The organism is Microbacterium sp. GXF0217 (assembly GCF_054798195.1).
Genome location: NZ_JBSJZG010000002.1, coordinates 336523 through 363034, shown reverse-complemented (window position 1 = coordinate 363034; position 26512 = coordinate 336523). Strand labels below are relative to the sequence as shown.

The following is a 26512-nucleotide window of genomic DNA, read 5'->3' as shown; positions in this document are numbered from 1 at the left end:
GACAGCGCCCCGTCCCTCGGCATCATGCGAGGGGCGGGGCGCTGTCGTTTCGGCGGGTCAGCGGACGAGCACCGGCAGCGGAAGCAGCGTGCGCGACGGCTCGTACGGCTCGGCACCGTCGAACTGCAGACCGAGCAGGTGCAGGCCGCGACTGATCTTCGGGATGGTCACCACGACCTTCCCCGCGGCATCCGCTGTCAGCTCCACCGTTGCGACCACCTTCCTGCCGTCGGTCAGCGTCACCGTGCCGACCGGGGCCGTCTTGTCCGCCGCCGTGACGGTCGCCTCGAGTGTGTAGGTCGACCCGGCCTTGGCCGTGATCTTCGCCGACGTCAGACGAATCTTCGTGTCCACGGGCTCCGGCTGCTCATCGACCAGGACCGCGACCGAGCGCGCCGGCACCGTGACGGTTCCGGTCGCGGCATCCCAGGTCGTGGTCTTGACGACGGCATCCGCGCCGTTCGCGAGCGCCGGCGTCAGGGCGAAGTCCCGCCCTGCCAGCGACGAGACCGACTGCGTCACCGCCTCCGGCGAGGCGTTGAACACGACCAGGGCACCGTCCAGAGCAGGGTCGACGTCATCGCCCACGAGATCATCGATGAACATCACGATCACGCCGGGGGCGGCATCCGTCCCGCTGTTCGGGAATGTCAGCTTCTCACCGATCAGCTCCGCCGATCCCAGCTGCAGCAGGTCGACCTCGTCGCGGACGCGGAGCAGATCCAGAGCGGATGCCTCGGCCGACGCGATGTCCGCGGCAGCCGGCTTCAACGCCGGGTCAGCCAGCAGCGGCGCCAGGAGGGACCACTTGTCCTCGTTGTCCGCCGCGGGCGGCAGCCCGGAGCCGAAGGTCGATTCCTGGCCCGTCCAGTCGATCCGGTTGAACCAGTCGCCGGAGTCGTAGCTGTTGCGATCCAGCGACTTCGACCGCAGCAGCTCGGTGCCGGCGTGCCAGAACGAGGGCGACTGCGACAGAGTCACGGTGGCGAGCGACAGCGTGTTCATGCGCACGCGATCCGCCATCGAGGTGCCGGTCGGCAGCTTCAGCACCGACAGGTCGTACAGCGTCTCGTTGTCGTGCGCGTCGACGTAGTTGATGACCTCGCCCGGTTCGTCGGCGTAGCCGGCCGGTGCGCCGCGGTAGTCGATGCCCGACCCCGCGGTCACGAGTCCGTCGCTCGTCGTGAACGCGTAGTCGCGCAGGTTGCCGGCCAGGCCCAGCTTCACGAGATCCGTCTCGTGACCGAGATCGGCGATCGCCTGCTCGGTCGTTCCGTTGATCGGGTCTCCGTTCGGGTCGGTTCCGAGGCCGGTGCCGAAGCCCTGGCGGAAGGTGGAGGAGCCGTCGACGGGGCTGCCGCCGTGCACGGCATCCCGCAGCCGGTCGTTGAACGTGCCGATGCCCGTCCCTCCGAGCTGGCCCTGGGTGGCCTGCTCGAACAGGGCGTTGTCCGCGACCTCGCCGAAGTTCCAGCCCTCGCCGTACAGGTAGACGGCGGCACCGTCCACGCCGTCTTCCTCCAGCGTCAGCTCGTCCAGCGCGTCGCGGACGGCGAGCATGTTGTCCTTCGAGTGGTGCCCCATCAGGTCGAAGCGGAACCCGTCGACGCGGTAGTCCGCCGCCCACGTCACGATCGAGTCGACCATGAGCTTCTGCGCTGCGAGATGCTCGGTCGCCACGTTCTGGCAGCAGGTGCTCGTCTCCACGGAGCCGGCCGCGTTCAGGCGGTGGTAGTAGCCGGGCACGACCTGATCGAGGACGGAGGTGTCCGCCTGGCCGGATGCCGCGGTGTGGTTGAACACCTCGTCCAGCACGACCTGGAGCCCCATGTCGTGGAGCGAACCGACCATGGTGCGGAACTCGCCGACCCGGGCACCGCCGTCCGGGTTCACCGCGTAGGAGCCCTCCGGAGCGGAGTAGTGGAACGGGTCGTAGCCCCAGTTGAATCCGTCCGCCCCGGCGACAGCACCGACGCACGCCTGCTGCTCGGCGGAGTCGGGAGCGAACGATGCGAGATCGCACGCCGGTGCGGCCTGCGCTGAACGGTCCTCCTCGATCGTCGCGATGTCGAAGGACGGCAGGAGGTGAACCGTGTTGATCCCGGCATCCGCCAGCTCGCGCAGCTGATCCGTCCCCGCACTGTCCTCGGCGAACGCGAGGTAGGTGCCGCGCTTCTCGGCGGGGACCGTCTCGTCGCCGATCGAGAAGTCGCGGATGTGCAGCTCGTAGATCGCGCGATCCACGTCGCGTTCGACCTCGGGCGCCTTCGCCTTCTTCCAGACCTTCGGCTGCCAGTCCTTGTCGTCGAGATCGACGGCGACGGAGCGCTCGGAGTTCAGCGTCAGCGCCGTCGAGTACGGGTCGGTCACGAGGTTCGTCTCGATCGCCCCCGTGCTCGGGGCGTAGACGACGACCTCCCACAGGAACTCGACGTTCTTCAGCTTCTTGTCGCCGCTCACCCGCCAGACGCCGGATGCTGCGTCCCAGGTCGCCTCGTGACGGACGGGATCTCCCGCCGCGTCAGTCGAAGGGTCCCAGGTCAGCAGCGTCACCTGCTGCGCCGTCGGCGCCCACAGTCGGAACGTCGGCTTCTTGCCCTGGAAAGTCGTGCCGAGGTCGATCTCGTCGAGTGCGGGCGCGTACAGGTCGTCCAGCACCCCGGGCAGCTGCACCCCCGTGTACGCGGTGACGGCTCCATCGACGCCTGCCTGAGAGACCGCCAGCTGCGTGCGGACGAGAGCTGCGGCATCCGCGTCGGACACCTTCAGTGCGAGGTATCCGGCGAGCGCGGGGAAGCGCGCGGTCTGGTCCTCGGTCAGCGTGCCGTCGACCGTCAGCGCGATCGCCTCGCCGCCGGTGACCTGACCGTCCGCCAGTGCGAGGGACGCGTCGGATGCCGAGTGCAGTGCATATCCGGCATTGTCGGTGGAGCCGAGATCCGCAGGCCATGCGATCGTGGTCTCGTCGATCCAGTGCGCGCGCAGCTCCCCCGCCCCCGGCAGCGGCGGATCATCGCTGAGCACCTCGAGCATGTGGGTCTCGAGCGTGTATCGGAAGGTCGTGACCTTGCCCTCGCTCGCGCTGAACGAGATGTTCGCCCCGTCGCGCACGCCGTCGGCGCCGTAGTTCTCGGCCCAGCTCAGGCCGTGCGCGACCTTCACCTCATACGCACCGGTGGGAAGCTCCGCGGACGAGAACTCGTAGATGCCGTCGCGGTCGCCGTCGGCCATGAGCGTGCCGAGGCAGTCCGGCGCCCAGTCCGCCGCGCACCCGAGTTCGTCCTGCAGGGATCCGGCCAGGGTGACCGTGGGACCTTCGGCGCTGGACTGCACGATGTTCGTCCGCGGGTCGAAGTAGAACGTGATCGCGCCGCCGGTGTGCGTGATCGCGATGTTGGAGCCGTCGGGAACTCCGTTCTGACCGAAGTTGATACTCCAGCTGCCGTTGATCGCGGCCTTGTACTCGTAGTCGCCGGCGGGCAGGTCGAAGGTCGCCGCCCAGACGCCGTCGGCACGCAGGGCCAGCTTCGCCTTCTCGCAGCCGGGCTCCCAGTCGGCCGCGCAGCCCATCTCGGAGTTCAGATTCCCGGCGATCGTCACCGAATCGAACGCCGGCTGCGGCTCCTCCTCTTCCATGAGGGTCACGGCATTGCCGACGGATGCGTAGGTGGATGCCGCGGCGTGATGCCCTGCGGCATCCGTCGTCACCGCACGGTACTCGACCAGCGTGCCGTTCTTCAGGTCGCCGAGATCGTGGAAGACGCGGGGGTCGGTGTCCTCCGCCGTGCCGAGCGCGTGCCATTCGTCCGCGCCGGCGACGCGCCAGGAGAAGCTCGTCTGGGCCCACTGGTCGGCGATGTCCGCCGTCACGGCCGCCTGACCGTCGATCGCAGCACCCGCCGCGGGGACTGTGAGGGTGATCGGCGCCGCCTCTGCCGGCGCCGTGACCGGGGCATCCGCCTTCCAGACGACCGCCGACAGCGGCGGCACCGTGATGCTCGTCGCGGCGCTCTGATCCGTAGTGAGGGCTGCGGCCTCGCCGTGGATCGGGGTGAAGCCGGCATCCGCCGTCAGCGTCGTGATGTCGACGGTCTGCACGGAGGTCGCGTTGTTGACCGCGACGAGGTGCTCGACCTTCTCCTCGGCATCCACCCGGGAGAAGGCGTACACGCCGGGGCCGGATGCCGCGTAGCGCTCGACCTGCGCCCCGGTCGACAGGGCGGGGTGCGATGAGCGCAGCGTCGAGAGCTCCGCGATGTGCGCGTACAGCGGAGCGTCGATGGCGTACCGGTCGACGGATCCGGCCTGCTCGCCCGTGATGAGATTCTGGTCCGCGTACTCGTCGACCTGCGTCGCGAACAGCGTCTGGCGGGCGTCCTTGTCGCCGCCGGGACCGGTGAAGCCCTGCTCGTCGCCGTAGTAGACGACCGGCTGGCCACGGGTCAGGAACATCAGCTCGTGCGCGAGCTCATCGCGCTCCAGCGGTGCGTCCAGGTTGTCGAGGAACGACCCGACCCGGCCCATGTCGTGATTGCCGAGGAACGTCGGCAGCGCCGTCGACGAGGAGTCGGCGGTCGTGTAGTAGTCGTCGCCGGCGAACAGCGACTGCAGCCCCTTGGCTGAGTTGCCCGCCGCGAAGCTCACCGCGGACGACTGGAAAGTGAAGTCCAGCACCGAGTTCATGTCGGTCTTGCGCACGTACGGCGACAGCTTCACCGGGTCGGCGTCGTACACCTCGCCGAACATGAAGAAGTCGTCGTCGCCCTGGGCGTGCGCGTAATCGAGGACCTCCTGGGACCACTGCTCCCAGAACCCGAAGTCGACGTGCTTGACCGTGTCGATGCGGAATCCGTCGATGCCGAGGTCGATCCAGTCCTGGTAGACCTCGACGAAGCCGTTCACCACCGTGGGGTGCTCGGTCATCAGGTCGTCGAGACCGTCGAAGTCGCCGTACGTGACGGACTCCCCCGCCCAGGTCGAGTTGCCGCGGTTGTGGTACAGTGTCGGGTCGTTGAGCCATGCGGGAACCTTGGCTTCGGCATCGGTGACCACGGGGGTGTACGGGAAGCTCGTGGCGGGGTCGAGCTCCGGGAAATCAGCGCTCCCTGCGACATCGGCGGGATCGAAGGCGGTGCCCGCGGCATCCGTGTACGGGCTGGTCGCCATGTCGACGTAGTCGTAGGTCTTCTCGGCGTAGTCGATGACGTCGGCCGTGTGGTTGGTGATGATGTCGAAGTACACCTTGATGCCGCGGTCGTGGGCATCGGCGATGAGAGCCTCGAGCTCGGCGTTGGTACCGAGGTGCGGATCGATGCGGGTGAAGTCGGTGATCCAGTAGCCGTGGTAGCCGGCGCTGGCGTTCGCGCCTTCGCCCTGGACCGGCTTGTTGGCGAAGCTCGGGGTGAGCCAGATCGCGGTGGTGCCGAGGCCTTCGATGTAGTCGAGGTTCTCGTGGAGCCCCGCGATGTCACCGCCCTGATAGAAGCCCTTGTTCGTGGGATCGAAGCCGGTCGTGAGCGAATCGCCCTCGAGCCCGCCGGTGTCGTTCGACGGGTCGCCGTTCGCGAAGCGGTCGGTCATCACGAAGTAGAACTGCTCGCCATCGCCCGGCTGGCGCACGGGGGCGGCGATGAGCGCGTCGTCGTCGGTCGTGTATTCGGCGCGGAGGTCGACGACCTCGAGTCCTACCCGCTTGAGCGCGTCGTCGAACGTGAAGCGCAGCGTCGATGGGCCGTCGATCGTGAGCGGGATGTTGTCTCCGCTGCCGTCCAGACCGTACGCCTCATCCCAGGCGTCGTCGAGGGCGACCTTGTACTCGTAGGTTCCCGCGGGCACCTCGAACTCGGCGCTGTAGATCCCGTCGGCGCCGGTGGGCGCGAGCTCGGTTTCGGAGCAGTCGGGGGCCCAGTCGGCGGCGCAGCCGAGTTCGGACTGCAGGTCTCCCACCAGGGCGACGGTCCGGTCGGCAGCGGATGCCGGGGCGACTGCGCCGGCGGCGCCGATGCCGGTGGCGGCGAGGGCAACGGCGGTGAGCAGAGCGGTGCGGCGGTGAACGGTCTTCTTCGACACGGAGATCTCCTGAGGAGGGAGGGCACGACGACGTGCTCGGGTGCTTGCTGTGCCCCGAAGCTAGCACTCGGGCAGGAAAGTCTGCAAGCGCTTCCAGGCAGTATCCCTTGCGATTAGTCGAGTTCCCTCCCGCTCGAAGGTCGATATCGCAAGCGCTTCCAGAGCGCCGAGGCGAAGTTCGATCGGCGTTCACCTGCCGGACACTTCGGACGATTACAACTGCTCTTGCGCGGAAGAATCAGACCGGAACGGGTAGTCACGAAACTTTCCGCGCCACGGTGAGCTCTGCTCCCTCTCGCGGTTTCCATACCGCGCGAGACCCCCGCCGAATCGGGTCGGCGGGGGTCTCCTTTCTTCCTCCTGCGCGACGCGTATCGGCGCCGCGCGACGTGAACCGATCGGTCAGTGCCCGCTCACGGCCCAGAGCCGCGCGTACTCGCCGCCGGCATCGCGGAGTTCAGCGGGAGCGCCCGCCTCGACGATCCGCCCCGCATCCATCACGATCACGCGGTCGGCACGATCGGCCTGCTCGAGCCGGTGCGCGATCGTGATCGTCGTGCGCCCCTCGGCGAGACGAAGAGCTGCGCGATCGAGCACGTCGCCGTCGGCGCTGCCCGCTTCGGAGGCCGCTTCGTCCAGCACCAGCACCTGCGGGTCGCGCAATTGCACGCGAGCCAGCGCCAGCTGCTGCCGCTGCACGTCGGTGAGGATCACGCCTCCGGCGCCGATCACGGTGCCGAGACCGTCCGGCAGGCGAGACACCCAGGCGCTCGCCCCCACCACTGCGAGCGCGGCCTCGAGATCCTCGTCGCCCGCGACCGGGGCGGCGAGCCGGAGATCATCGGCGAGCGGACCGGCGAACACGTGATTCTCCTGAGCCACCAGCGCGATCCTCGGCTGTGCGTCGCCCGTGAAGCGCACTGTTCCGGCTTGCGCATCCAATCGGCCGCACACGATCGCCGCGAGGGTCGACTTCCCTGCGCCGGTGGCACCGACGATCGCGACATGCTCTCGGGGACGGATGCGCAGATCCACACCAACGAGAACCGGTGCGCCGACGTAGGCATGCCGGATGCCCTCGATGACGACCCCGACATCGGAGCGAAGCACGCCGCCGGCGTCGACCTCATCGGCTCGTGGTGTCTCGACGGGCTCGTCGAGCACCCCGACCAGCCGCGCCAGACTCGCCGATGCCCGCTGCAGGTCGTCGAATCCCGCCAGCACGGTTCCGATCGGACCGAAGAGGTTCAGGAACATCAGCGCCCCCGCCGTCGCCGCGCCCAGGGTGATGGCCCCCTCCCCGACCAGGAAGAATCCGGCGATGAGCAGCGCGGCGAGCCCGACGAGTTCGGCGAGGTTGAGCCTGCCCCAGAAGCGCACCCCCAGACGGGCGGCGCGAACCGTCAGATCCGCGGCCTCCCTGGCGGATTCGTCGACGCGCTCCTCGACCTGCTGGGTGAGTCCGAACGCGGAGACGGTCGCCTGCGCGTCGATGCCCTCCAGCATGCGCTGCGACCGCTCGCCGGCCGCCGCTCTGGACGCCCGGTAGACCGGCATGGAGCGTCGGAGATGATGACGCAGCGCGACCCATTGGATCGGCACGGCGAGGCAGGCGGCGAGGGTCAGCCTCGGATCGATCGCCCCGAGCCCGATCGCCGACGCCACGATCGAGAAGCCCGCGGATGCGGCGTTCGGCACCACCGACGAGACGGTCTCGCCGACCACGGCCACGTCGCCGGAGACGCGAGAGACCACCTCGCCGCGTCCGGCGGCCTCGACTCGGCGCTCCGGGAGGCGCAGCACGTGGAAGACCAGACGATCGCGCAGATCCGCCAGCATCCGCTCGCCGACGCGGGCGACCGCGATCCGCGACCAGAGCGCCATGCCCGCCTGGATGACGACGATCGTCAGCAGACCGAGGAGCACGATCCGCAGGGCGTCGACATCCGCGACGGCGACCGCGTCGATGGCGGCGCCGAGCAGGAGCGGACTGGCGACGCCAGCCCCCGCCGCGAGGGCGAGGGCCAGCACGGCGAGGAAGAACCCCCGCGCGTGCGCGCGGATCAATCCGCCGAGGACGCGCCGGGTGCGGCGGCCTTCGGCCACGGGAAGCGGCAGGCTCACGCGCGCACTCCTCGACGATCGGCGATCGTGAGGGAACGATCGCAGGCGGCGAGCAGCGTCGGGCTGTGCGTGATCAGGATCGTGGTGCGCCCCTTCCGATAGGAGCGGATGCCGGAGGCGATGCGCGCCTCCGTGACGGCATCCACTGCAGTCGTGGGCTCTCGGAGCACGAGCACCCGCGCGTCCGAGGCCAGGGCGCGGGCGAGCGCCACCCGCTGACGCTGGCCGCCCGAGAGCAGCGTGCCGCGTTCCCCCACCCGGCGATCCCATCCTCCGACTGCCAGGACGTCGCCGAGTGCGGCGGCATCGGCGAGCGCGTCGTCGTCGCGCGTGCCGATGTTGTCCGCAACGGTTCCGGTGAGCAGCGTCGCTTCGTGCGGCGCGGACACCACTCTGGCCGCCCCCGGCTCCGGCGGGCGTCGAAGCGCGTCCCCGTCGATGAGGACGTCGCCGTGCTCGAGCGCCGCCTCTCCGGCGAAGAGCGCGCTCAGTGCGATCGCATCCGGTTCATCTGCGCGGATGCCGACGAGCTCGCCCGGCTCGATCGCGACGGGCCCGTCGCCGTCATCGAGCCAGAAGCCGCCCACCTCGACTCGACCGCGCGGAGCCGGTACGGCGGGGTTCGGCACCGCATGTGCTCCCGAGACCGCGGCGAGCTCATGGATGCGACGGCGCGATGCGCGGACCTTCGCGACGTCCGCGCCGACGAAGGCGAGCGAAGCCATCGGCCACTGCAGGAACTGCGCCAGGCCCACCACCGTCACCATCTGCCCCACACTGATCACGCCGTCCAGCACCGCCTGCGAGGACATCCATGCCAGTGCCACGAGGAAGATCCCGGAAAGCAGCGCCGTCGCACCGGCGAACGCACCCTCGGCGGTCGCCGTGCGCAGTGCGGCGCTCAGAGTGGCAGCGTTGGCCTTTCGGAATCGCCTGGTCGCCTCCGCCTCGGCGCCGAGCCCCTTCACCGTGCGCAGTCCGGCCAGCAGATCCGACGCGATCGCTGTGGAGTCCGCGAGCGCGGCCTGCTCGGCCCCGGTGCGTCGCTCGAGCGGCCCCGTGACGAGGTGAACGACCACCACCAGCACCGGCGTGACGACCAGCACCGCGATTCCCAACGGAATCGAGACCCACAGGAGCCCGGCCGCTGCCACCCCGATCGCCACGGCGAACGCGATGCCTCGACCGAGGATCCAGGCGATGGAGGCCGTCTCCGCGACGTCGCTCGTGAGCGTCGACAGCGACTCGCCGCCGCGTCTGCGCGCATGTCCGATGGGGTCGAGCACACGCGCGAGGAGATCGCGCCGCACCGAATAGTCCATCTCGGCATACAGGGTGATGGCCGCGAGCTCCCCCGTGCGCCAGGACAGCAGAAGCAGCAGGAACACGCCGAACAGCGCTCCGATGCCGAGGAGGAGTCCGATCGGATCCGACTCGGCGATCGCGATGTCGATGATGACGCCGACCATGATCGGGACCGCAGCCTCGCACGTCTGGTGGAGCGAGAAGCCGACTGAAGCCCTGATCAGACGTCCGCGACGTCCGCGGATCCAGGGCGAGGCAAGAAGGGGCACGTCGTGGTAGCTTAGGGTCGCCTTACCCATGACCGCAAGACGATAGGCGGACGAGTGATGTCGCAGAGCGGACAGACCGAGGAGGCGGCGGAACGCTGGCGGATCGGGACGAACGGCTTCGAGCTCCACGACTCGGCCGAGTGGGAGTCCCACGTCCATCCGGATCAGCATGAGCTGCTGTGGGGAACCCAGGGCGCGCTGACCGCAGAGACCGACGACGGATACTTCGCGATCCCCGGCACGCTCGGCCTGTGGATCCCGGCCGGCACCGCCCACCGGGTCGCCGCTGCCGCCGGCACCCGGTTCCGCTGCACATACGTCGATGCCGATGCACCGTCCATCTCCGCGTCGACGACGGCGGTCGCGATGCCGGAGGTCGTCCGGGCCCTCCTCGACCGCCTGGAGTCGCCGCCCTACCTCGCGTCCGGTCCGCGCGCGCATGCGGAGGAGCTCATCCTCGGCCTGCTTGAGCCGGTCGAGATCAGCACGATCGACCTGCCCCTCCCTCTGGATGCGCGGACGCGCGTCGTCGCGGAATCGCTGCTGTCGAATCCCGCGGACAACCGATCCATCGAGGACTGGGGGCGTCGCGTCGGTGCGAGCCCCCGGAATCTGTCCCGCCTCTTCGCGGCGGAGACCGGCATGAGCTTCTCGACCTGGCGCACCCGCGCGCGTATGCGCAGAGCGATCGAATGGCTCGCCGCCGACCACACGGTGGCAGCCGTCAGCCGGCGCTCCGGGTACGCGACCCCGAGCGCGTTCGTGCAGGCGTTCCGCCGCGAACTCGGACGCACACCGGGTGAATTCGCGTCCGCGCGCAGCGAAGCCGCCCGGAAGTCGGCCTGAGGACGACACGCCCTGTCCGATGCGCGACACAGGGGCGTTGCACAATTGGTTAGCCAACCCTTACTTGAGTTGCGGCTTCCCGATTCCTCCCGAAAGACACCCATGCGCTCCAAGCACCTCCCCTTCGTCGCGCTCGTCGCGACCGGCCTCCTGCTGACCGCCTGCGCCGGCTCCACCGCCGCCGGCTCCGGCACCGACGAGACCATCGCCTTGACCACACCCGCCGGAGCGGAGATCGAGATGCCTCTCGAGCCGACGGCCGCACTCGGCTTCTACACGACGGACGTCGATCTGCTCATCACGCTCGGGTACGATCTCGCCGGGTCGCAGCCGATCCGCGACGACTTCACCGCGTTCCCCGACTTCTTCCCGCAGGAGGAGCTCGCCGGGCTCGACACGTTCGGCAATTTCCCCGAGTTCAACCTCGAAGCGGTCCTCGAAGCAGGACCCGACTTCATCCTCAACGGACTCGGCTACGAGAAGGACCTCGACGCTCAGCTGCAGAAGATCGCACCGACCTACACCTACAACGCCTTCGACGGAGGCGATTGGCGCGACGTCGCCGGACAGATGGCGGTCGACCTCGGCCGCGAGGACCAGTGGCAGGCCTGGGTCGACCAGTACGAGGCCCGCGTCGCCGACATCCGCGATCGCCTGGAGGCGGCGGACGTGCACCCGGTCGTCGCCGACATCGGCTACTACGAGGGCCAGGTGACCACGTCGTGCTACGGCGTGCCGTGCCTGGTCTTCGCCGATCTGGGGCTCGAGATGTCGCCGCTCATGAACGCGACGGAGGAGGGGCTGCCCGCCAGCGATGAGTACGCGCAGCTCAGCCCTGAGCAGGTCGGGCAGCTCGACGGGATCGACGTCGTGTTCTCCGGCGCCGACGAGGACGGCGTGCTGTGGGTCGAGGACGACGAAGCGCTGCAGCAGAACGAGCTGTGGCAGAACCTGTCGTTCATCCAGAGCGGCGAGTACTACCCGTACAACTACGAGATGCTGTATGGCTCGCCCAGCGGCCAGGATGCGTTCCTGACCATCGTCGAGGAGGCGCTGCTCGGATGACCGTCAACCTCGTGCATCGCATCATCGCCCGCCGCGTCGAGCGCCTGAGCCCCGGCATGGTCCGCGTCGTCTTCGGCGGCGAGGGGCTCGACGGCTTCGTCACCACCGGTGTCGGGGACGAGTACTTCCGAGTCTTCTTCCCGCAGGACGGGCAGTCCGAGCCGAATCTCCCGTTCCCGACGGATGACGGCTACTGGGACTTCCCGGAAGGCGTCGACCCCGCGCCGATGCGCACCTACACGGTGCGCGCGTGGGACGAGGCCGCGCAGGAGCTCACGATCGACTTCGTCGTGCACGACGGCGGCATCGCCGCAGCCTGGGCGCTCCGCGCCCAACCGGGTGACGTGATCGGCGTGAACACTCCGAAGGGGCTGTATGCCCCGGAGGAGGGGATCGAGTGGCAGCTGCTGATCGCGGATGCCACGGGCCTCCCCGCTGCCGCGCGGCTGGCCGAGACCGCACCGGTGGGCATCCGCACCCGCGTGGTGGTGGAGGTCGCATCCGAGGACGACGAGCTGGACATCGTCGTCGCCCCCGGAGTCGAGCTGCACTGGGTGCACGGCGGCAACGGCCACGGCCCCACCCGCATCGAGGAGATCCTGCGCGCCTCCGAGCTGCCGACCGGGCCCGGCTACGTCTGGGTGGCCGGAGAGACCAAGGCGACCCGTGGCGTGCGCAGGTACCTGCGCCACGAGCTGAAGCTCCCCTCGACCGCGTACAAGGTGATCGGCTACTGGACCGCGAACGCCGAGGAATGGCGGGAGAAGTACAACAGTCTCGATGACGCGGTCCTGAGTCGCCTGACGGCGATGTGGAACGACGAGAGCCGCTCCGAGGAGGAGATCGAGGACGAGTACGAAGCCGAGTTGGAGAAGCTCGGCCTGTGATCGCCCTCTCATGACCAGCGTCCTCACCGAGGAGCACACCTCCCAGGTCTCGGCCGCACGCCGAGGCCTGGTGGTGCTCATCCTCGCCTGCGCCCTCGTGCTCGCGTGCATCGCCAGCCTCGCGTTCGGCTCCCAGCGGCTGTCACTGCCCGAGGTGTGGGCCGGGCTCATCTCCGGCGTCGGCGACCCCGGCACGATCGTGCGCGGCATGCGCATCCCGCGCACGGTCATCGGGATCGCCGTCGGCGCAGCGCTCGGGATCGCCGGCGCGCTCATCCAGGGCTTCACCCGCAACCCGCTGGCCGACCCCGGCATCCTCGGCGTCAACGCCGGCGCCGGGCTCGGCGTCGCGATCGGGGTCGCGTTCTTCGGCCTGCAGGCGGCGAGCGGCTACATCTGGTTCTCTTTCGCCGGCGCCATCACGGCGACCGTGCTGGTCTACCTGATCGGCACCGCGGGCCGCAGCGCCCCCGACCCGATGCGGATGACCCTGTCCGGCGTCGCCCTCGGCGCCGTGATGGGCGGGGTCGTCGCTGCGATCGGACTGCTCAATCCGAAGGCCTTCGATTCGATGCGGACCTGGAATGCCGGCTCACTCGGGTCCCTGACACCCGATGTGTACAGCGTGCTGCCCTTCATCGCCCTCGGGCTCGTCCTCGCCTTCGCCCTCGCCTCAGCGTTGAATGCGCTCGCCCTCGGCGACGACCTCGCAACGGCGCTCGGTTCGCGGGTCGTCCTGACGCGGGTGCTGTCGATCGTCGCGGTGACGCTGCTCTGCGGTGCGGCGACGGCCGCCGCCGGGCCCATCGCGTTCGTCGGGCTCATGGTGCCGCACGCCGTGCGCTGGTTCGTCGGGCCGCACCAGGGCTGGATCCTCCTCGGCACTCTCTTCGCCGCCCCGCTGCTGCTGCTCAGCGCGGACATCGTCGGCCGCCTGGTGCTTCCGACCGGCGAGCTGCCGGTCTCGATCGTCACCGCCGTGATCGGGGCGCCGGTGCTGATCGCGCTCGTGCGACGCCGCGGGGTGAGCGGGCTATGACGGCATCCCTCACCGGCCCCGTGGACACATCGGCCGATGTTCCGCCTGTGGCGGCAGGGCGCCGCATCGTCTCACCGCGGACCGCTCTCTTCTCGCGGCGCATCGGCGTGCGGGCGTCGATCGTCTCGGTCGGCGTGCTCGTCGCCGCGATCGCGGTCGGGATCGTCGCCCTCGGGGTGGGCGATTCACCCTTCTCGGTCTCCGAGGTGATCGCGACGCTGTTCGGGTTCGGCGATCCCCGCGCGGAGCTCGTGATCCTGGAATGGCGGATGCCTCGGATCGCGGCCGGGATCCTGTTCGGGATCGCACTCGGGGTGGGCGGAGCGATCTTCCAATCGCTGACCCGGAATCCTCTGGGCAGCCCGGATGTGATCGGCTTCGATGCCGGCGCCTACACCGGTGCCCTGCTCGTGATCACCACGATCGGCGTCAGCACCGCGACCACCGCGCTCGCCGCGATCACCGGCGGGATCGCGACCGCACTCGTCGTCTATCTGCTCGCCTTCCGACGCGGGTTCCACGGCTTCCGGCTCATCATCGTCGGCATCGGCGTCGCGTCGATGCTGGCATCGCTGAACTCCTGGATCATCCTCAATGCGGATCTCAACATCGCGCTCCTCGCCAGCGCGTGGGGGGCGGGCTCCCTGAACCTCATCACCGCAGAGCAGGTCGGCGTCGCCGCCTGTTTCATCGTGCCGCTCGCCGTCGCGGCAGCGGCGCTCGCGGACCGCATGCACATGCTCGAGCTCGGCGACGACGCCTCGGCTGCGCTCGGCATCCGCACCGGCCCGTTGCGCATCGCCCTCATCGTCGTCGGCGTCGGCCTGACCGCCGTCGTCACAGCGATGGCGGGTCCGATCGCCTTCATCGCGCTGGCTGCTCCGCAGATCGCCCGCCGACTCACCGGGTCGGCGAGCGTGACGCTGACGGGGTCGGCCGCCGTCGGCGCCCTGCTGCTCGTCTCGAGCGATCTGCTCGCCCAGCGGCTGTTCGCCCCGACCCAGCTTCCCGTCGGGATCGTCACGGTGTGCCTCGGCGGGATCTATCTGACCTGGCTGCTCATCCACGAAGCGAGAAGACGTTGACCACCCCGACCATCGCCACCGCCCCGCGCCTGCACGCGCACGACGCCACCATCGGCTACGACGGTCGCATCGTCTCCGAGCACCTCGACGTCGAGATCCCTGCCGGATCCTTCACCGTGATCGTCGGTCCCAATGCCTGCGGCAAGTCCACCCTGCTGCGTGCACTCGCCCGGCTGATCCGCCCGAGCGCGGGCGAGGTCCTGCTCGACGGCATCGCGATCGCGAAGCTGCCGACCAAGCAGATCGCCCGGACGCTGGGCATGCTGCCGCAGTCATCGATCGCCCCTGACGGCATCCGCGTCTCCGACCTCGTCGCCCGCGGACGGCATCCGCATCAGACGATCCTGCGGCAGTGGTCGCGCGACGACCAGGCAGCGGTGGCCGCCGCCCTGGCTGCGACGGGGACGACCGAAGTCGCCGGCCGCCTCGTGGACGAGCTGTCCGGCGGGCAGCGGCAGCGCGTCTGGGTCGCGATGCTGCTCGCTCAGGACGCGCCGACCATGCTGCTGGACGAACCCACCACGTTCCTCGACATCGCGCACCAGTACGATCTGCTCCGACTCTTCCACCGCCTCCACGCGGAGGGACGCACGGTGGTCGCCGTCCTTCACGACCTGAACCAGGCCGCACGTTTCGCGGACAACATCATCATGATGCGCGACGGCGCGGTCGTCGCGCACGGGACCCCCGATGACGTGGTCACGGCCGAGCGCGTCGAGGAGGTCTTCGGCCTGGCGTGCTCGGTGATACCCGATCCGCACACCGGTACGCCGCTCGTCGTGCCGCGCTGACCCCGCAGCACAGGCCACGAGCCGCCTGGGCGCCACCTCGGCATACACTCGTATGCGCCACAAGCACCCGAGACTCCCGAGGACCCACCATGTCCAGCGAACCCATCACCGTTTCCATCCGCCGCGAGGTCGACCCCGCCCACATCTCTGAGGCGACCGCCTGGGTGCAGACCGGGGTGAATCTCGCCAACCAGCATCCGGGCTTCCTCGGATCCGGGTGGATCCGCGCCGGTGAGAGCTCGCACGTCTGGTACATGCTGTACCGCTTCGCGACCACCGAGACGCTGGAGGCGTGGGAGAACTCCGCAGAGCGCGCCCGGTGGCACGCGACTGGTCAGGGGCTCGTGCTCAGCGAACGCTCCAAGCGGCGCACCGGCATCGAGGGCTGGTTCGACGAACCGGCGACCGGAGCCGTGCCGATTCCTGCCGATGCGCAGCCCGACGTTCAGGCTCCCGCGCGCTGGAAGCAGGCCGTCACGATCTGGCTCGGCTTCTTCCCGGTGAACCTGCTCTTCACGTACCTCATGACGCCGGTGCCCGGGTTCGGGGAGCTCCCGATCTGGCTGCGGGTGCTCGTGACGACGCTCGTCCTGACTCCGGTCATGACGTACTGGGTGCTGCCCTGGGTGACGCGGATGCTGCGCGGCTGGCTCTCCCGCTGAATCAGCGCGATTCGGCGACCGCCTGCCGCAGGGCGTCCTCGACGATCCGGGATGCCTCGGCCGGCGCACCAGGACGCCGGACGAGGAACAGCGTGTTGATGGGAGGGTCATCGGTGTCCACCAGCATCCGGAGCCTGCCGTCGGCCAGTTCGGAACGGATGAGATAGGTCGGCAGCACGGTCACGCCGGCACCGGCCACGGCGGCGGCGGCGAGGGCGCGCAGGTCAGGGGCGACGAGCGCGGGCTCGCGTTCCAGGCGCAGGCCGAAGACGTGGCGCCAGTACCGGCGCAGGATCGGCACGTCGTGCGCGTACGCGAGCAGCGGCGAGCGCGACAGCGCCGCGGGTCCGTTCTCCGCCACCTCGGCCGGGTCGATGCCGAGATGCGGCGACGCCACGAGGACGAACTCCTCGTCGATGAGTCCGGCAGCGGCGAGCGAGCGTCCGCGCGGACGGACAGAGGAGACGACGAGATCCACACGTCCCGTTCTGGCGTCATCGAGCAGGTCGTCCGCGAGCCCGGTGGTGACGTGGACCTGAAGCCCTGCCGCGATCGCCGACGCCAGCGCCGGCATCACGACAGCGGCGGCGAACTCTGCGGCCGCTCCGATCCGGATGCTGTGCGCCACCGCGCCACGGCCTGCACCGCCCAGGGCATCGGCGAGACGCGCGAAGGGCTCGGACAGCCGCACCGCCCACTGGTCGCCGCTGCTGGTCGGGAGCATTCCCCTGGCGGTTCGGGTGAACAGCACCTCGCCCGCCGTGTGCTCGAGCGCCTGCAGATGCGCGGTGATCGTCGACTGGGCGACGCCGAGGGTCCTCGCCGCCGCCGACACCGATCCGGACCGGTGCACGGCGAGAAAGCTGCGCCACAGGCTCAGGTCGGCCAGTCCATCGGAATTCCGATCGCTCATATCGAAAATGTATCGGAATCAGACGGCCGGAGCCGTGGTTGGTCCGAGTATCGCCCGCCCGCGGCATCCGCTCTCGGAATGCCGCTCGAACCTAGGAGAACGCATGTCGAACATCCTCTTCGTCGTCACCGGCGCCCGCACCTGGACGCTCACGGACGGCACCGAGCACCCGACCGGCTACTGGGCCGAGGAACTGCTCACCCCGTACCGCCTGCTCACCGAGGCTGGCCATCAGGTCGCGTTCGCGACACCCGGCGGCGTCGCTCCGGCCGTCGACGCCGGCAGCCTGCAGGACGGGGATGCCGAGGCCATCGCCGCGGTGCCCGGACTGCACGCGCCCCTCGTCCTCGCCGACGTCGATGCCGCGGAGTTCGACGCGGTGTACTACCCCGGAGGACATGGCCCGATGCAGGATCTCGCGAGCGATTCGGCCTCGGGTGCCCTGATCGCCGCCACCGTCGAGGCAGGTCGCCCGCTGGCCGCGGTCTGCCACGGACTCGCCGCTCTGCTGCCGGCGCGCACCGCCGACGGAACGCCGCTCGTGGCTGGGCGCAGCATCACCGCGTTCACCGATGAAGAGGAGCGCCTGGGCGGTCTCGCCGATCACGCGCCGTTCCTGCTGGAGTCCGCGCTGCGCGCGCAGGGGGCGAACGTGGCCACGGCAGCGCCGTGGAGCGATCATGTCGTCGTCGACGGCGGGATCATCACCGGCCAGAACCCGCAGTCGTCGGCGTCGGCCGCCCGCGCGCTGATGGACGCGCTGGCCTGAGGCCTTCGGACCGAGCAGGGGGGTGGATGCCGCGGCATCCCCCCTCGTCATGCCGTGGTCACTCCCAGGTGACCGCCGGAGTCTCGGCAGCGAAATCGACCTTCGGCGAGTTCAGGTATCCGCCGAACAGGACCTCGAAGTCCAGGCGCGAGCCGCCCTGGTCGCCTTGTAGGGTCATGTCGATGTCGACCGAGTCGTACGAGGTGACGATCGAACCGGAGGAGACCTCGGCGGTCATGCTGTCGAGCGTCGCCTGTCCCTCGGCGGTGATGGTGCGCGTCACCGTGCCGTCGACCGCAGTGGCTCCGTCGAGATCGATGCCGGTGAGATCCAGACCGCACGGCGTGGTCAGGGTGTTCATCGCGACGCATTCCTCGACCGATGCGCGCACGAGCGACCGGAACTGAGCGACGCCGTCCTCGGTGAGCGTCGGCCGCAGGTCCCACAGCGCTTCCGCATCCGCATCCGAGGCGACGACGAAGGTCGTCGTGTCGCCCTCGATCGCGAACTGCTCAACGCCGACTGCGAGCTCGTACGTGCCGGGGAAGACCGCGGCGTTCTCGGGCGCCTCGGCACCGTTCACGGTGAGCCCGAGACCTTCGAATCCGTAGAAGCCGGAGACCGAGATCAGCCCGTCGGCGATGTGCCAGTCGTCGTCGTCCCCGAGGTAGCTGTAGACGAGGAAGTCGCGCGAGACCTCCTCACCGCCGATCGTGAACGTGACGGGGACACTGGTCTCGAACTCGTTGCCGTCTGACACCTCTTCGACCACGATGTCGTCGATCGCCCCGAGCTGGAGCGACGCCGCGAGGACCTCGTCCGTCAGCAGAGCGTCATCACCATAGGTCTCGACGTACTCGAGGGCCGCCTCGGCATCGCCCTCTGAGAGGGCGGTCAGGTAGTCCTCGACGACATCGGATGCCGTGATCGCCGGCCCGCGCAGTATCGCGGGGACGATGAGGGCCGCAGCGATGATGAGCACGACGGCCGCCGCGCCGCCGATGATGCCGAACAGCGCACCCTTCGACAGCGGCTTCCTCGGCGCAGGAGCCGCGGCGGGGTAGCCGCCGTAGGGCGGGACGCCTCCCGGGGCGTTCGGATCGTATGCGGGCGCATTCGGGTCGTAGCCGGCCGGGTACGCGGCCGCGGCGTACGGCTGGCCTGGCGCCCCCGGATACGGCTGCGCCGGAACCGTGCCGGGAGCCGCCGCGTACGCATCACCGGTGTACGGCTGCGCCGGGTACGCCTGGTCCGGATACGGCTGAGCGGAGTACGGCTGCGCCGGGACCTCGGGCGACGCCGGCGACGGCTGCACGCCCGGAGCGACGAACTCGGGCTGCGCGGCGCGCGGCTGGGCGGCATCCGACGGGGCAGCGCCCGGCTGGGCAGCGTTCGCCTGACCCGCGTCCGGCTGGCTCGCGTCCGACGCCGCGGATGCCGGGGCGATGGCATCCGGCACCGGAGCGGCCTGAGCGGCGGCCAGCGCGGAGGCCGGAGCATCCGACGCGCCCGGCTCCACCGGTGCGTCCGAGCCCGACGACATGACTGCCTCGAACGCGTGATCACCGGCGCCCGGCTGATCCGGCGCGGAGGGCGGGGTGGGCTGCGGATTCTCCGGCGTCTCGTTCACGAGTTCATCGTAGGACCAAGCAGGCGTCCCACGCAGGTTCGGTTGACGACGTCCGGCAGCGCGTCATCTGCCCTCCTCGAACGGCTGCGGTTTCCGTCACGCGCTCAGCGTCCGGAAGCCTCACCGGACGTCTTGGCCCGGTAGGTCTCGCGCAGGAACTCCCCCGCAGGCTTGCCGTACGGGCAGTAGTCGTCGTTCGCCGCGGCATCCGCCTCGGAGTACAGCGCCGGAGGCCAGTCCCACAGCATGAAGCCGCCCACCCACGGCCGAGCATCGCAGGCAGCGAACATCGCGCGGTAGTAGCGCAGCTGTTCCGCGCCGGATGGCGACCCTGACAGGCTCCAGTCGTTGGGCCTGTCGGACGAGCCGGTGCGCGAAGGGCATCCGGCCTCCATGAAGAAGAACGGCTTGCCGGATGCCGCGACGAGCTCCTCGATGCGGTCGAGCTCGGCATCCCAGCGGTCGATCGGGTAGTAGCCGCTCGAGGTGATCACGTCGACGGCATCCCACCAGGACACGTGATCCTCCTGGTACTTGTCGCAGTTGTACGTGACGATGCCGCTGTAGACCTCGCGGACGGCCGCGATGAGTGCACGCCACTCTTCTGCGCGCGCATCCGCGCGGACCATCTCGCAGCCGATGCAGAGCATCTCGCACCCCTCCGCCTCGGCGATGCGTGCCGCATGCAGGATGAACTCCGTATACGAGGCGAACCATTGCGTCCAGCTCGGCTCCCCGGGGACGTCCCAGTCGAAGAACCCGATGTACGCGCGCCACGTGCCATCCGACACGTTCACGACCGGCTTCAGACAGACTTTGAGCCCGAGCGCCTTGGCCTGTCGGATCGCGCCGATGATCTCGGTCTCGGTGACCGTCGGCGCCTGATCCCACGGCATCTCGGTCGACTGCGCGGTGGCCTGCTCGACAGCGTAGGCGAGGGCGGTCCAGGTGACCCCGTGATCGACCATCGCCGCCATCGAATCGGATGCCGCATCCGCCGCCCAGGTGCCGCGAACGCCCGTCCAGCCCCACGTCATTCCTGCGATGTATCCGAGGGAGGGGGCGCCCTTCGACATGCTCAGGGAGTTGGGGGACGAGGTCACCGGCCGACCAGCTCGTTGGCGGTGCGCAGGACACGCGGCGACGCGAGCGCTGCCGCGTCGATCGGGACGACGTGCTGCACGAGCAGCGTCGCGGTCTCGCCCGGCAGCAGCGTCATGAGGCCGTCCTCGGTGAACGCGTCCGGATGCACCTTGTCCGCCAGCAGCGCCAGATCGCGCACCAGGGTGTTCGCCGTCACGCGCACCTCGGTGCCCCCATCGACCGCGACCGTCTCGACCGAGACGTCCGCGGCCGGCAGCTGCGAGTCCCGCGGCTCGGTGAAGTACCAGTACCCGCGCACATCTCCGATGCTCGCCACGATCAGCTCGCCCGCGGCATCCTGCGCGGTCGCAACGTCGGAGGCGATCGCGGCGGTCGCCGTCCCTCGAACGGATGCCGTGACCGGCACCGTCTGCTCGGCGAGCGCGGTCCCATCGAATCGCACACGGCGCACGACGAGGTCACCGCTCCACGCGGCGTCCGTGTCGTTTCCGACCACGACACTCAGGCCGGCATCCGTCCCTGAGCCTGTCGAAGGGCGCGGCTGGATCGTGACGACCCGCGGCGCGAACGCGTTCTTCAGGGCGTGCCACAACGGCTTCAGCCGCTCGTCGCCGTCGATCGCGGCCCACGAGGTCACCGGCCAGCAGTCGTTGAGCTGCCACACCACGGCTCCCGAGTTGTGCGGAGCGAGCGAGCGGAAGTGCTCGAGCGCGAACCGCACAGCGTGCGCCTGGTTCAGCTGCATCGCCCAGTGCCAGGTGTCGGTGTCGGTCGGCATGCGGAAGTGCGGCAGCAGACCGCGGGTGAGCTTGACGTTGCCCTCCATCGCCTTCTGGTGCACGAGCATGCCCGGCGATTCCGGTGTCAGCGGCTCATCCGAGATCGAACGCGTCATGGTCGACCACGCCGGCGGGCCCTGCCAGCCGAACTCGGCGACGAAACGCGGCGCGTGATCGCGGTAGGTCAGATAGTCCTGCCGGTTCCACTGCTCCCACAGGTGCATGGTGCCGTGCGGCTCGGCATTCGGATGCTCGCCGTTCGGGCTGAACGGGCTGCCAGGGCTGTACGGCACGTGCGCGGCGAGCTCGTCGACGAGCTTCGGGAACAGATCGTAGTAGTAGTACGCGCCCCAGGTCTTCCCGTCGAGCTCCTGCTTCCACCCCCAGTCCTCGTAGCCCCAGATGTTCTCGTTGTTGCCGGTGAGCAGCACGAGCGAGGGGTGCGTCGAGAGCCGGACGATCTGCTCACGTGCCTCCGCCTCGACCTCGCTGCGGATGGGCTCCTCCTCCGGGTACGCGGCGCAGGCGAACAGGAAGTCCTGCCAGGTCAGCAGCCCCAGCTCGTCGCACAGTTCGTAGAAGTCCTCGGACTCGTAGATACCCCCGCCCCAGACCCGCACGAGGTTCAGGTTCGCGGCCGCCGCCTGGCGGAGGCGACGCTCGTAGCGCGCGCGGTCGACGCGGGGGAACAGCGCGTCGTCCGGGATCCAGTTCACGCCCTTGACGTACACCTCCTGGTCGTTCACGACCAGGGTGAACGGCGTGCCATCGGCATCCGTCTCGGTGTTCCAGCGGATCGAGCGGAACCCGACCCTGCGCTCGGTCTCGTCGCGCACGCCGTCGGCATCCGACAGCGTGAAGGATGCCGTGTGCAGCGCCTGCGCGCCGTAGCCGATCGGCCACCACAGGTCGGCTTCCGGAGCGTCGAGGGCGATATCGGCGGTGACGCCTGCGACATCCACAGTCGTCGTGCTGCCGGCGACCGCCACGTCGAGCGTCAGGGGTGCGGTGTCTGCGGCATCCGCGCGTTCGATCAGCACCCGAGCGGTGAGCCGCCCGCCCTGCTCGGCCCGGTCGGCGGCCACGCGCACCTCGGCGATCCGGGCGACGGACCACGATTCCAGTCGCACGGGCCGCCAGATGCCGCTCGTCGCGGTCGCGATGCCCCAGTCCCAGCCGAAGCTGCAGGCCGACTTGCGGATGGCCTCGAACGGCGTCGGGTAGGCACGCGGCCTGGGCGCGAGCTCCTGGCTCAGCGCGTTCGCGTGCCGCACCGGCGAGCGGAAGGCGACCTCGAGCCGGTTCGCGCCTTCGACGAGGGCGTCGCGCACGTCGACCCGGTATGTGCGGTGCTGGTTGGCGGCTTCGAGCACGACGTGGCCGTTCAGCCGCACCTGCGCCACGGTGTCGAGCCCGTCGAAGACGAGATCGTGCCTGGTGTGCGCGTCGGCGGTCCAGCCGAAGGTCGTCTCATAGGTCCAGTCGACCTGCCCGATCCAGGCCAGCAGAGACTCGTTGTCATCGAGGTAGGGATCCGGGATGAGCCCCGCAGCGAGCAGGTCGATGTGCACGACTCCGGGCACCACGGCGGGGATGATCCGGCCGTCGATGTCTTCGGGCGCCGGTCCGTGCGAGGCGCGGACGGTCCAGTCGGAATGCAGCGGCGTGCGGACGAGTGTCACTTGACGGCTCCTGAGGTGAGGCCCTTGTAGATCCAGCGCTGAAGCAGGAGGAAGGCGATGAGAGTGGGGATGATGACGAGCACGGTACCAGCGGCGATGACCTCCCACTGCGCACCGAACGGTCCCTTGAACCGGAACAGCGAGGTGGAGATCAGGCCCTCGGACGGGAGGTAGAGGAACGGAGTGTAGAACTCGTTGTAGACCGCGATGCCCTTGATGATGACGACCGTCGCGATGGCGGGCTTCAGCAGCGGCAGCACGATGCGCCAGTAGATCGTCCAGCGGTTGGCGCCGTCGATCATGGCCGCCTCGTCGAGCGACACCGGAATCGACTGCATGAACTGGATGAACAGATAGATCGCGATGATATCGGTGCCCATGAAGAGCAGGATCAGTGCGGCTTTGGTGTCGTACAGGCCGAGGCCGTTGATGAGCTGGAAGGTCGCGACCTGACTCGTGACGCTCGGGATGAGGGTTGCCACGAGGAACAGGGCGAAGACGAGCTTCTTGCCACGGAACTCGAACCGGTCCAGAGCATAGGCGGCCATGGTGCCGAGCAGGATCGTGCCCACCAGCGACACCACCAGCACGATCGTGGTGTTCACGAACCCCTCGAGCATCTTCCCGCTCGTGAACGCGGTGATGAAGTTCTCGAAGTTCAGCCAGTTCGCCGGCGGGTCGAAGGGCCCCGTCTGCGCGTATTCGGGCGCGGTCTTCATGCTCGCGAACAGCAGCACCGACAGCGGGAGGAGGGTGACGATCGCCGCGATCACCAGGCTGGTGTACTTCGCGGTGGTCGCGCTGCCTCCTTTGAGACGATCGAGGAACGAGCGTCCGCGGATCGTCCGCGGCGGAGTGGTGCGCACGGGCATGGTGCGCTCGGTTGCGGTGGTCATGTCAGGTCGACCTTCTCGTCAGGGAACACCTTGCGCTGGATCCAGGTGACGACCAGCACGATCGCCAGCAGCACCACCGCCATGGCGGATGCGAGCCCGACGTTGCGGAACGTGAACGCGGTCTGCAGGGTCTGGATCACGAAGGTGGCGGAGCCGTTCGCCCCGCCGGTCATGATGAACGGGATCTCGAAGACGGCCAGGCTGCCCGAGATCGCGAGGATGAACGACAGTCCGATCACGCGTCGGATGCCGGGGAAGATGATGGCCCAGAACTGCTGCCATCGGCTGGCGCCGTCCAGATCCGCCGCTTCATACAGTTCATGCGGGATCGACTGGATCGCGCCGAGGAACAGCACGAAGTTCATGCCCGTGTAGCGCCAGACCGAGGTCGCCGACAGCGACCAGTTGACGATGTCGGGGTCGCCGAGCCACTGCGGCGGATCGACCATCCCGAACCAGCCCAGCACGGTGTCGAGCGTGCCGCCGGGCTGGAAGAGATAGAGGAAGACGAATCCGATCGCGACGCCGTTGATCAGATAGGGGAAGAACAGGATGCCGCGGAAGAGGTTCGAGAACCGCGTCGAGAAGCTCAGGATCGTGGCGAAGTACAGCGCGATCGCCATCTGAGCGAACGACGCGGCGAAGTAGTAGAGGCTGACCCCGAACACCGAGAAGATGCGCGGATCCGTGAACACCTCGACGAAGTTGTCGAGCCCGACGAAGTTCTTCTCGAGATCGATGCCGTCCCAGTCGGTGACGCTGAAGTAGAAGAGGTTCAGCGCCGGCCAGTAGGTGAACAGCAGCAGCAGTCCGACCGCGCCGGCGAGGAAGAACCAGGGGGTGAGCTTCTGCAGCGGGCCCTTGCCCGCCACTCCGCTGCGGGTCGGGTCGGTCCGACGGCGCGTGCCGCCGAACCGACCGGGCCGCGTGGGCGTCGTGAGGGCGGCAGTGCTGTCCGCGGGCGCCGCGCCCGATGTTGCGATGGCCATGTCTCTGCCGCCCTCTGCCTCAGCCTGCGAGCTTGTCGACCGACGCGCCCCAGCGCTCGTTCAGCTCGGCGAAGTAGCTCTCCTTGTCGCCGTCGGCTGCGCCGCGCGCCACATCGATGAGCTTCTGCCGGTAGATCGGGCCGTACAGGTCGATTTGCGAGTCGCTGGAGACCTCGTTGAGCAGCCCTTCCTTGCCTGCGGGGGCCGCGTTGATCTCCATGAGCTCGACGCCGGCCGCCTCGAAATCGGTGAGCGAGTCCGGCAGCGGCGCATCCTTGAGCGGCGAGACCATCCCCTGCGTCTCGGTGTACCCGGACTCGGACACGACCCACTGGATCCACGCCCAGGCGGCGGCCTTCGACTTCGAGTGCTTGCTGACGGCGAGGTTGTAGTCGCCGCCGATCACCGCGAGCTGGGTGCCGTCGACGTTGGCGGGGAACGCCATGAAGCCGATGTCGTCCGCTGAGGCCCCATTGTCCTCGGCGGCCTGCTTCACCTGCGAGATCGCCCACGAGCCGAGCGGCATCGTGGCGATCTTGCCCGTGCCGAGGTCGACCTTGGACTGCTCCCAGTTCGTGGTGAGCGGGTCGGCCTCGGTGAGACCGGCGGCGACCGTCTCGTACAGGAGACCATCGATCGCGTACATGTCGGTCCCCTCGGTCCACGGAGCGGGGTCCTCGGCGAGGGTGATCGGGGCATCCGCATCGTCCGTGATGCCACCGAGGTTGCCGAAGCTCTGCGTCAGCGGCCAGCCGTCCTTGTAGTTCGTGTACATCGGAACGGCCTCGGTCGAGTCCTTGACCTTCTGCAGCGCATCCAGCCATTCGTCCTCGCTGGTCGGCAGTTCGGAGACGCCGGCCGCTTCGAAGACCTTCTTGTTGTAGACGACGCCGTTCGCGTTGCCGCCGAACGCGATGCCGTACTGGGTGCCCTCGTAGCTCGCCGCTGGGAGGAAGCGGTAGGTGTCCTCGAAGTCGGCCGTGTCGCCGAGCGGCTCGAGGAACTGCTCGTACTGGTCGGGCTGGATCGCGGGGATGCCGATCACGTCGCCGTAGTTGTCGGTGCTCATGCGGGTGAGCATCTCGCCCGCGTAGTCGGTGATGCCCTCGAACGTGACCGTGACGTCCGGATACTTCTTGGTGAACTCCTCGGCGTACGCGTCGAGCGTGCCGTCCTCGACGAGGTCGGTGCGCCAGGTCACGACTTTGATGTCGCCCGTGACCTCGCCGTCGATCGTGTTGTCCGCGTCGTCGCCGCCGCCGCCGCTCGAGCACGACGTGAGCAGGAGCGCTGCGGTCGTCGCTGCGACGACAAGGCCGGCAATTGCCTTGCGTGATGCCATGTGAATCTCCCTTGATGTGGTGGCAGTCGACCGGCGGAGCAGCAGAACAGGACCCGCCGGATGTGGATGTCAGCGTAGGACAGAGTCCGGCGAATGTAAAGCGCTTTAGTCAAATACTGCCCCACCGCGGGCCTGAAATTCGACCCCTCTTCTACCGAATGATCTGGGCTTTTCTCACCGGCTCTTTCAGTCGTCCGCTCGAGCGCGTCTGCTGTCCGTCGTTGTCATGGCTGGTTTCGTGGCTACGATGGAGCGCATTCACGACT

General features: G+C 68.9%; 18 protein-coding genes. 8 read left to right on the top strand and 10 right to left on the bottom strand.

Annotation, left to right across the window (positions count from 1 at the left end; genetic code table 11):
* Positions 1-57 precede the first annotated feature (57 nt).
* From pulA to ACWAT3_RS05010, 3 genes are all read right to left on the bottom strand, one after another.
* Positions 58-6069 carry a pullulanase-type alpha-1,6-glucosidase gene (gene pulA / locus ACWAT3_RS05020; RefSeq protein WP_460796388.1) on the bottom strand — a complete coding sequence of 2004 codons (6012 nt, stop codon included), beginning with the start codon at positions 6067-6069 and terminating at the stop codon, positions 58-60.
* A gap of 402 nt (positions 6070-6471) precedes the next feature.
* Positions 6472-8193: an ABC transporter ATP-binding protein gene (locus ACWAT3_RS05015; RefSeq protein ID WP_460796387.1), complete on the bottom strand. Its 1722-nt coding sequence runs from the start codon at positions 8191-8193 to the stop codon at positions 6472-6474.
* A complete protein-coding gene (locus tag ACWAT3_RS05010; RefSeq protein WP_460796385.1) occupies positions 8190-9767 on the bottom strand; it encodes an ABC transporter transmembrane domain-containing protein in 1578 nt (525 codons plus the stop codon). Before ACWAT3_RS05010 ends, ACWAT3_RS05015 begins: the two co-directional genes overlap by 4 nt.
* A gap of 57 nt (positions 9768-9824) precedes the next feature.
* On the opposite strand from ACWAT3_RS05010, the gene ACWAT3_RS05005 reads away from it, so the two are divergent.
* The 7 genes from ACWAT3_RS05005 to ACWAT3_RS04975 all read left to right on the top strand — a co-directional run bounded on the left by ACWAT3_RS05005 (position 9825) and on the right by ACWAT3_RS04975 (position 16142).
* The gene (locus ACWAT3_RS05005; protein ID WP_460796383.1) at positions 9825-10613 is read left to right on the top strand and encodes a helix-turn-helix domain-containing protein; all 789 of its coding nucleotides are present in this window, start codon (positions 9825-9827) and stop codon (positions 10611-10613) included.
* Positions 10614-10715: 102 nt separating this feature from the next.
* A complete protein-coding gene (locus tag ACWAT3_RS05000) occupies positions 10716-11678 on the top strand; it encodes an ABC transporter substrate-binding protein (RefSeq protein ID WP_460796382.1) in 963 nt (320 codons plus the stop codon).
* Positions 11675-12565, top strand: a complete 891-nt coding sequence (locus ACWAT3_RS04995; RefSeq protein ID WP_460796380.1) for a siderophore-interacting protein — start codon at positions 11675-11677, stop codon at positions 12563-12565. Before ACWAT3_RS05000 ends, ACWAT3_RS04995 begins: the two co-directional genes overlap by 4 nt.
* 10 nt (positions 12566-12575) lie before the next feature.
* Positions 12576-13604, top strand: coding sequence for an iron chelate uptake ABC transporter family permease subunit (locus ACWAT3_RS04990; protein WP_460796379.1), 1029 nt, complete (start codon positions 12576-12578; stop codon positions 13602-13604).
* Positions 13601-14689, top strand: a complete 1089-nt coding sequence (locus ACWAT3_RS04985; protein WP_460796377.1) for a FecCD family ABC transporter permease — start codon at positions 13601-13603, stop codon at positions 14687-14689. Before ACWAT3_RS04990 ends, ACWAT3_RS04985 begins: the two co-directional genes overlap by 4 nt.
* Positions 14686-15480 carry an ABC transporter ATP-binding protein gene (locus ACWAT3_RS04980; RefSeq protein WP_460796375.1) on the top strand — a complete coding sequence of 265 codons (795 nt, stop codon included), beginning with the start codon at positions 14686-14688 and terminating at the stop codon, positions 15478-15480. The genes ACWAT3_RS04985 and ACWAT3_RS04980 overlap by 4 nt, the downstream gene beginning before the upstream one ends.
* A gap of 89 nt (positions 15481-15569) precedes the next feature.
* A complete protein-coding gene (locus ACWAT3_RS04975) occupies positions 15570-16142 on the top strand; it encodes an antibiotic biosynthesis monooxygenase (RefSeq protein ID WP_460796374.1) in 573 nt (190 codons plus the stop codon).
* A 1-nt stretch (position 16143) separates the two neighbouring features.
* On the opposite strand, the gene ACWAT3_RS04970 is transcribed toward ACWAT3_RS04975, so the two are convergent.
* Positions 16144-17055 (bottom strand): LysR family transcriptional regulator, encoded by a 912-nt coding sequence (locus tag ACWAT3_RS04970; RefSeq protein WP_460796373.1) that lies wholly within the window; start codon positions 17053-17055, stop codon positions 16144-16146.
* Positions 17056-17158: 103 nt separating this feature from the next.
* On the opposite strand from ACWAT3_RS04970, the gene ACWAT3_RS04965 reads away from it, so the two are divergent.
* Positions 17159-17824 (top strand): type 1 glutamine amidotransferase domain-containing protein, encoded by a 666-nt coding sequence (locus ACWAT3_RS04965; RefSeq protein WP_460796371.1) that lies wholly within the window; start codon positions 17159-17161, stop codon positions 17822-17824.
* Positions 17825-17882: 58 nt separating this feature from the next.
* Here the strand turns inward: ACWAT3_RS04965 and ACWAT3_RS04960 are convergent, their stop codons facing one another.
* The 6 genes from ACWAT3_RS04960 to ACWAT3_RS04935 form a co-directional block, all read right to left on the bottom strand.
* Entirely contained in the window at positions 17883-19454 is a 1572-nt protein-coding gene (locus ACWAT3_RS04960; protein WP_460796370.1) for a hypothetical protein, read from the bottom strand.
* Between the two features lie 104 nt (positions 19455-19558).
* Positions 19559-20557, bottom strand: coding sequence for a glycoside hydrolase family 113 (locus ACWAT3_RS04955; RefSeq protein ID WP_460796368.1), 999 nt, complete (start codon positions 20555-20557; stop codon positions 19559-19561).
* A complete protein-coding gene (locus tag ACWAT3_RS04950; RefSeq protein ID WP_460796366.1) occupies positions 20554-23019 on the bottom strand; it encodes a glycoside hydrolase family 2 protein in 2466 nt (821 codons plus the stop codon). Before ACWAT3_RS04950 ends, ACWAT3_RS04955 begins: the two co-directional genes overlap by 4 nt.
* Positions 23016-23915: a carbohydrate ABC transporter permease gene (locus ACWAT3_RS04945; protein WP_460796365.1), complete on the bottom strand. Its 900-nt coding sequence runs from the start codon at positions 23913-23915 to the stop codon at positions 23016-23018. Before ACWAT3_RS04945 ends, ACWAT3_RS04950 begins: the two co-directional genes overlap by 4 nt.
* Complete coding sequence (locus ACWAT3_RS04940; protein WP_460796363.1) at positions 23912-24904, bottom strand: carbohydrate ABC transporter permease; 993 nt, start codon at positions 24902-24904, stop codon at positions 23912-23914. Before ACWAT3_RS04940 ends, ACWAT3_RS04945 begins: the two co-directional genes overlap by 4 nt.
* Positions 24905-24923: 19 nt before the next feature.
* A complete protein-coding gene (locus ACWAT3_RS04935) occupies positions 24924-26246 on the bottom strand; it encodes an ABC transporter substrate-binding protein (protein WP_460796360.1) in 1323 nt (440 codons plus the stop codon).
* Positions 26247-26512 lie beyond the last annotated feature (266 nt).

Coding starts and splice junctions, on each gene's coding strand:
- ACWAT3_RS05005 (WP_460796383.1), top strand. CDS start 9,825: ATGTCGCAGAGCGGACAGACCGAGGAGGCGGCGGAACGCTGGCGGATC.
- ACWAT3_RS05000 (WP_460796382.1), top strand. CDS start 10,716: ATGCGCTCCAAGCACCTCCCCTTCGTCGCGCTCGTCGCGACCGGCCTC.
- ACWAT3_RS04995 (WP_460796380.1), top strand. CDS start 11,675: ATGACCGTCAACCTCGTGCATCGCATCATCGCCCGCCGCGTCGAGCGC.
- ACWAT3_RS04990 (WP_460796379.1), top strand. CDS start 12,576: ATGACCAGCGTCCTCACCGAGGAGCACACCTCCCAGGTCTCGGCCGCA.
- ACWAT3_RS04985 (WP_460796377.1), top strand. CDS start 13,601: ATGACGGCATCCCTCACCGGCCCCGTGGACACATCGGCCGATGTTCCG.
- ACWAT3_RS04975 (WP_460796374.1), top strand. CDS start 15,570: ATGTCCAGCGAACCCATCACCGTTTCCATCCGCCGCGAGGTCGACCCC.
- ACWAT3_RS04970 (WP_460796373.1), bottom strand. CDS start 17,055: ATGAGCGATCGGAATTCCGATGGACTGGCCGACCTGAGCCTGTGGCGC.
- ACWAT3_RS04965 (WP_460796371.1), top strand. CDS start 17,159: ATGTCGAACATCCTCTTCGTCGTCACCGGCGCCCGCACCTGGACGCTC.
- ACWAT3_RS04945 (WP_460796365.1), bottom strand. CDS start 23,915: ATGACCACCGCAACCGAGCGCACCATGCCCGTGCGCACCACTCCGCCG.
- ACWAT3_RS04940 (WP_460796363.1), bottom strand. CDS start 24,904: ATGGCCATCGCAACATCGGGCGCGGCGCCCGCGGACAGCACTGCCGCC.
- ACWAT3_RS04935 (WP_460796360.1), bottom strand. CDS start 26,246: ATGGCATCACGCAAGGCAATTGCCGGCCTTGTCGTCGCAGCGACGACC.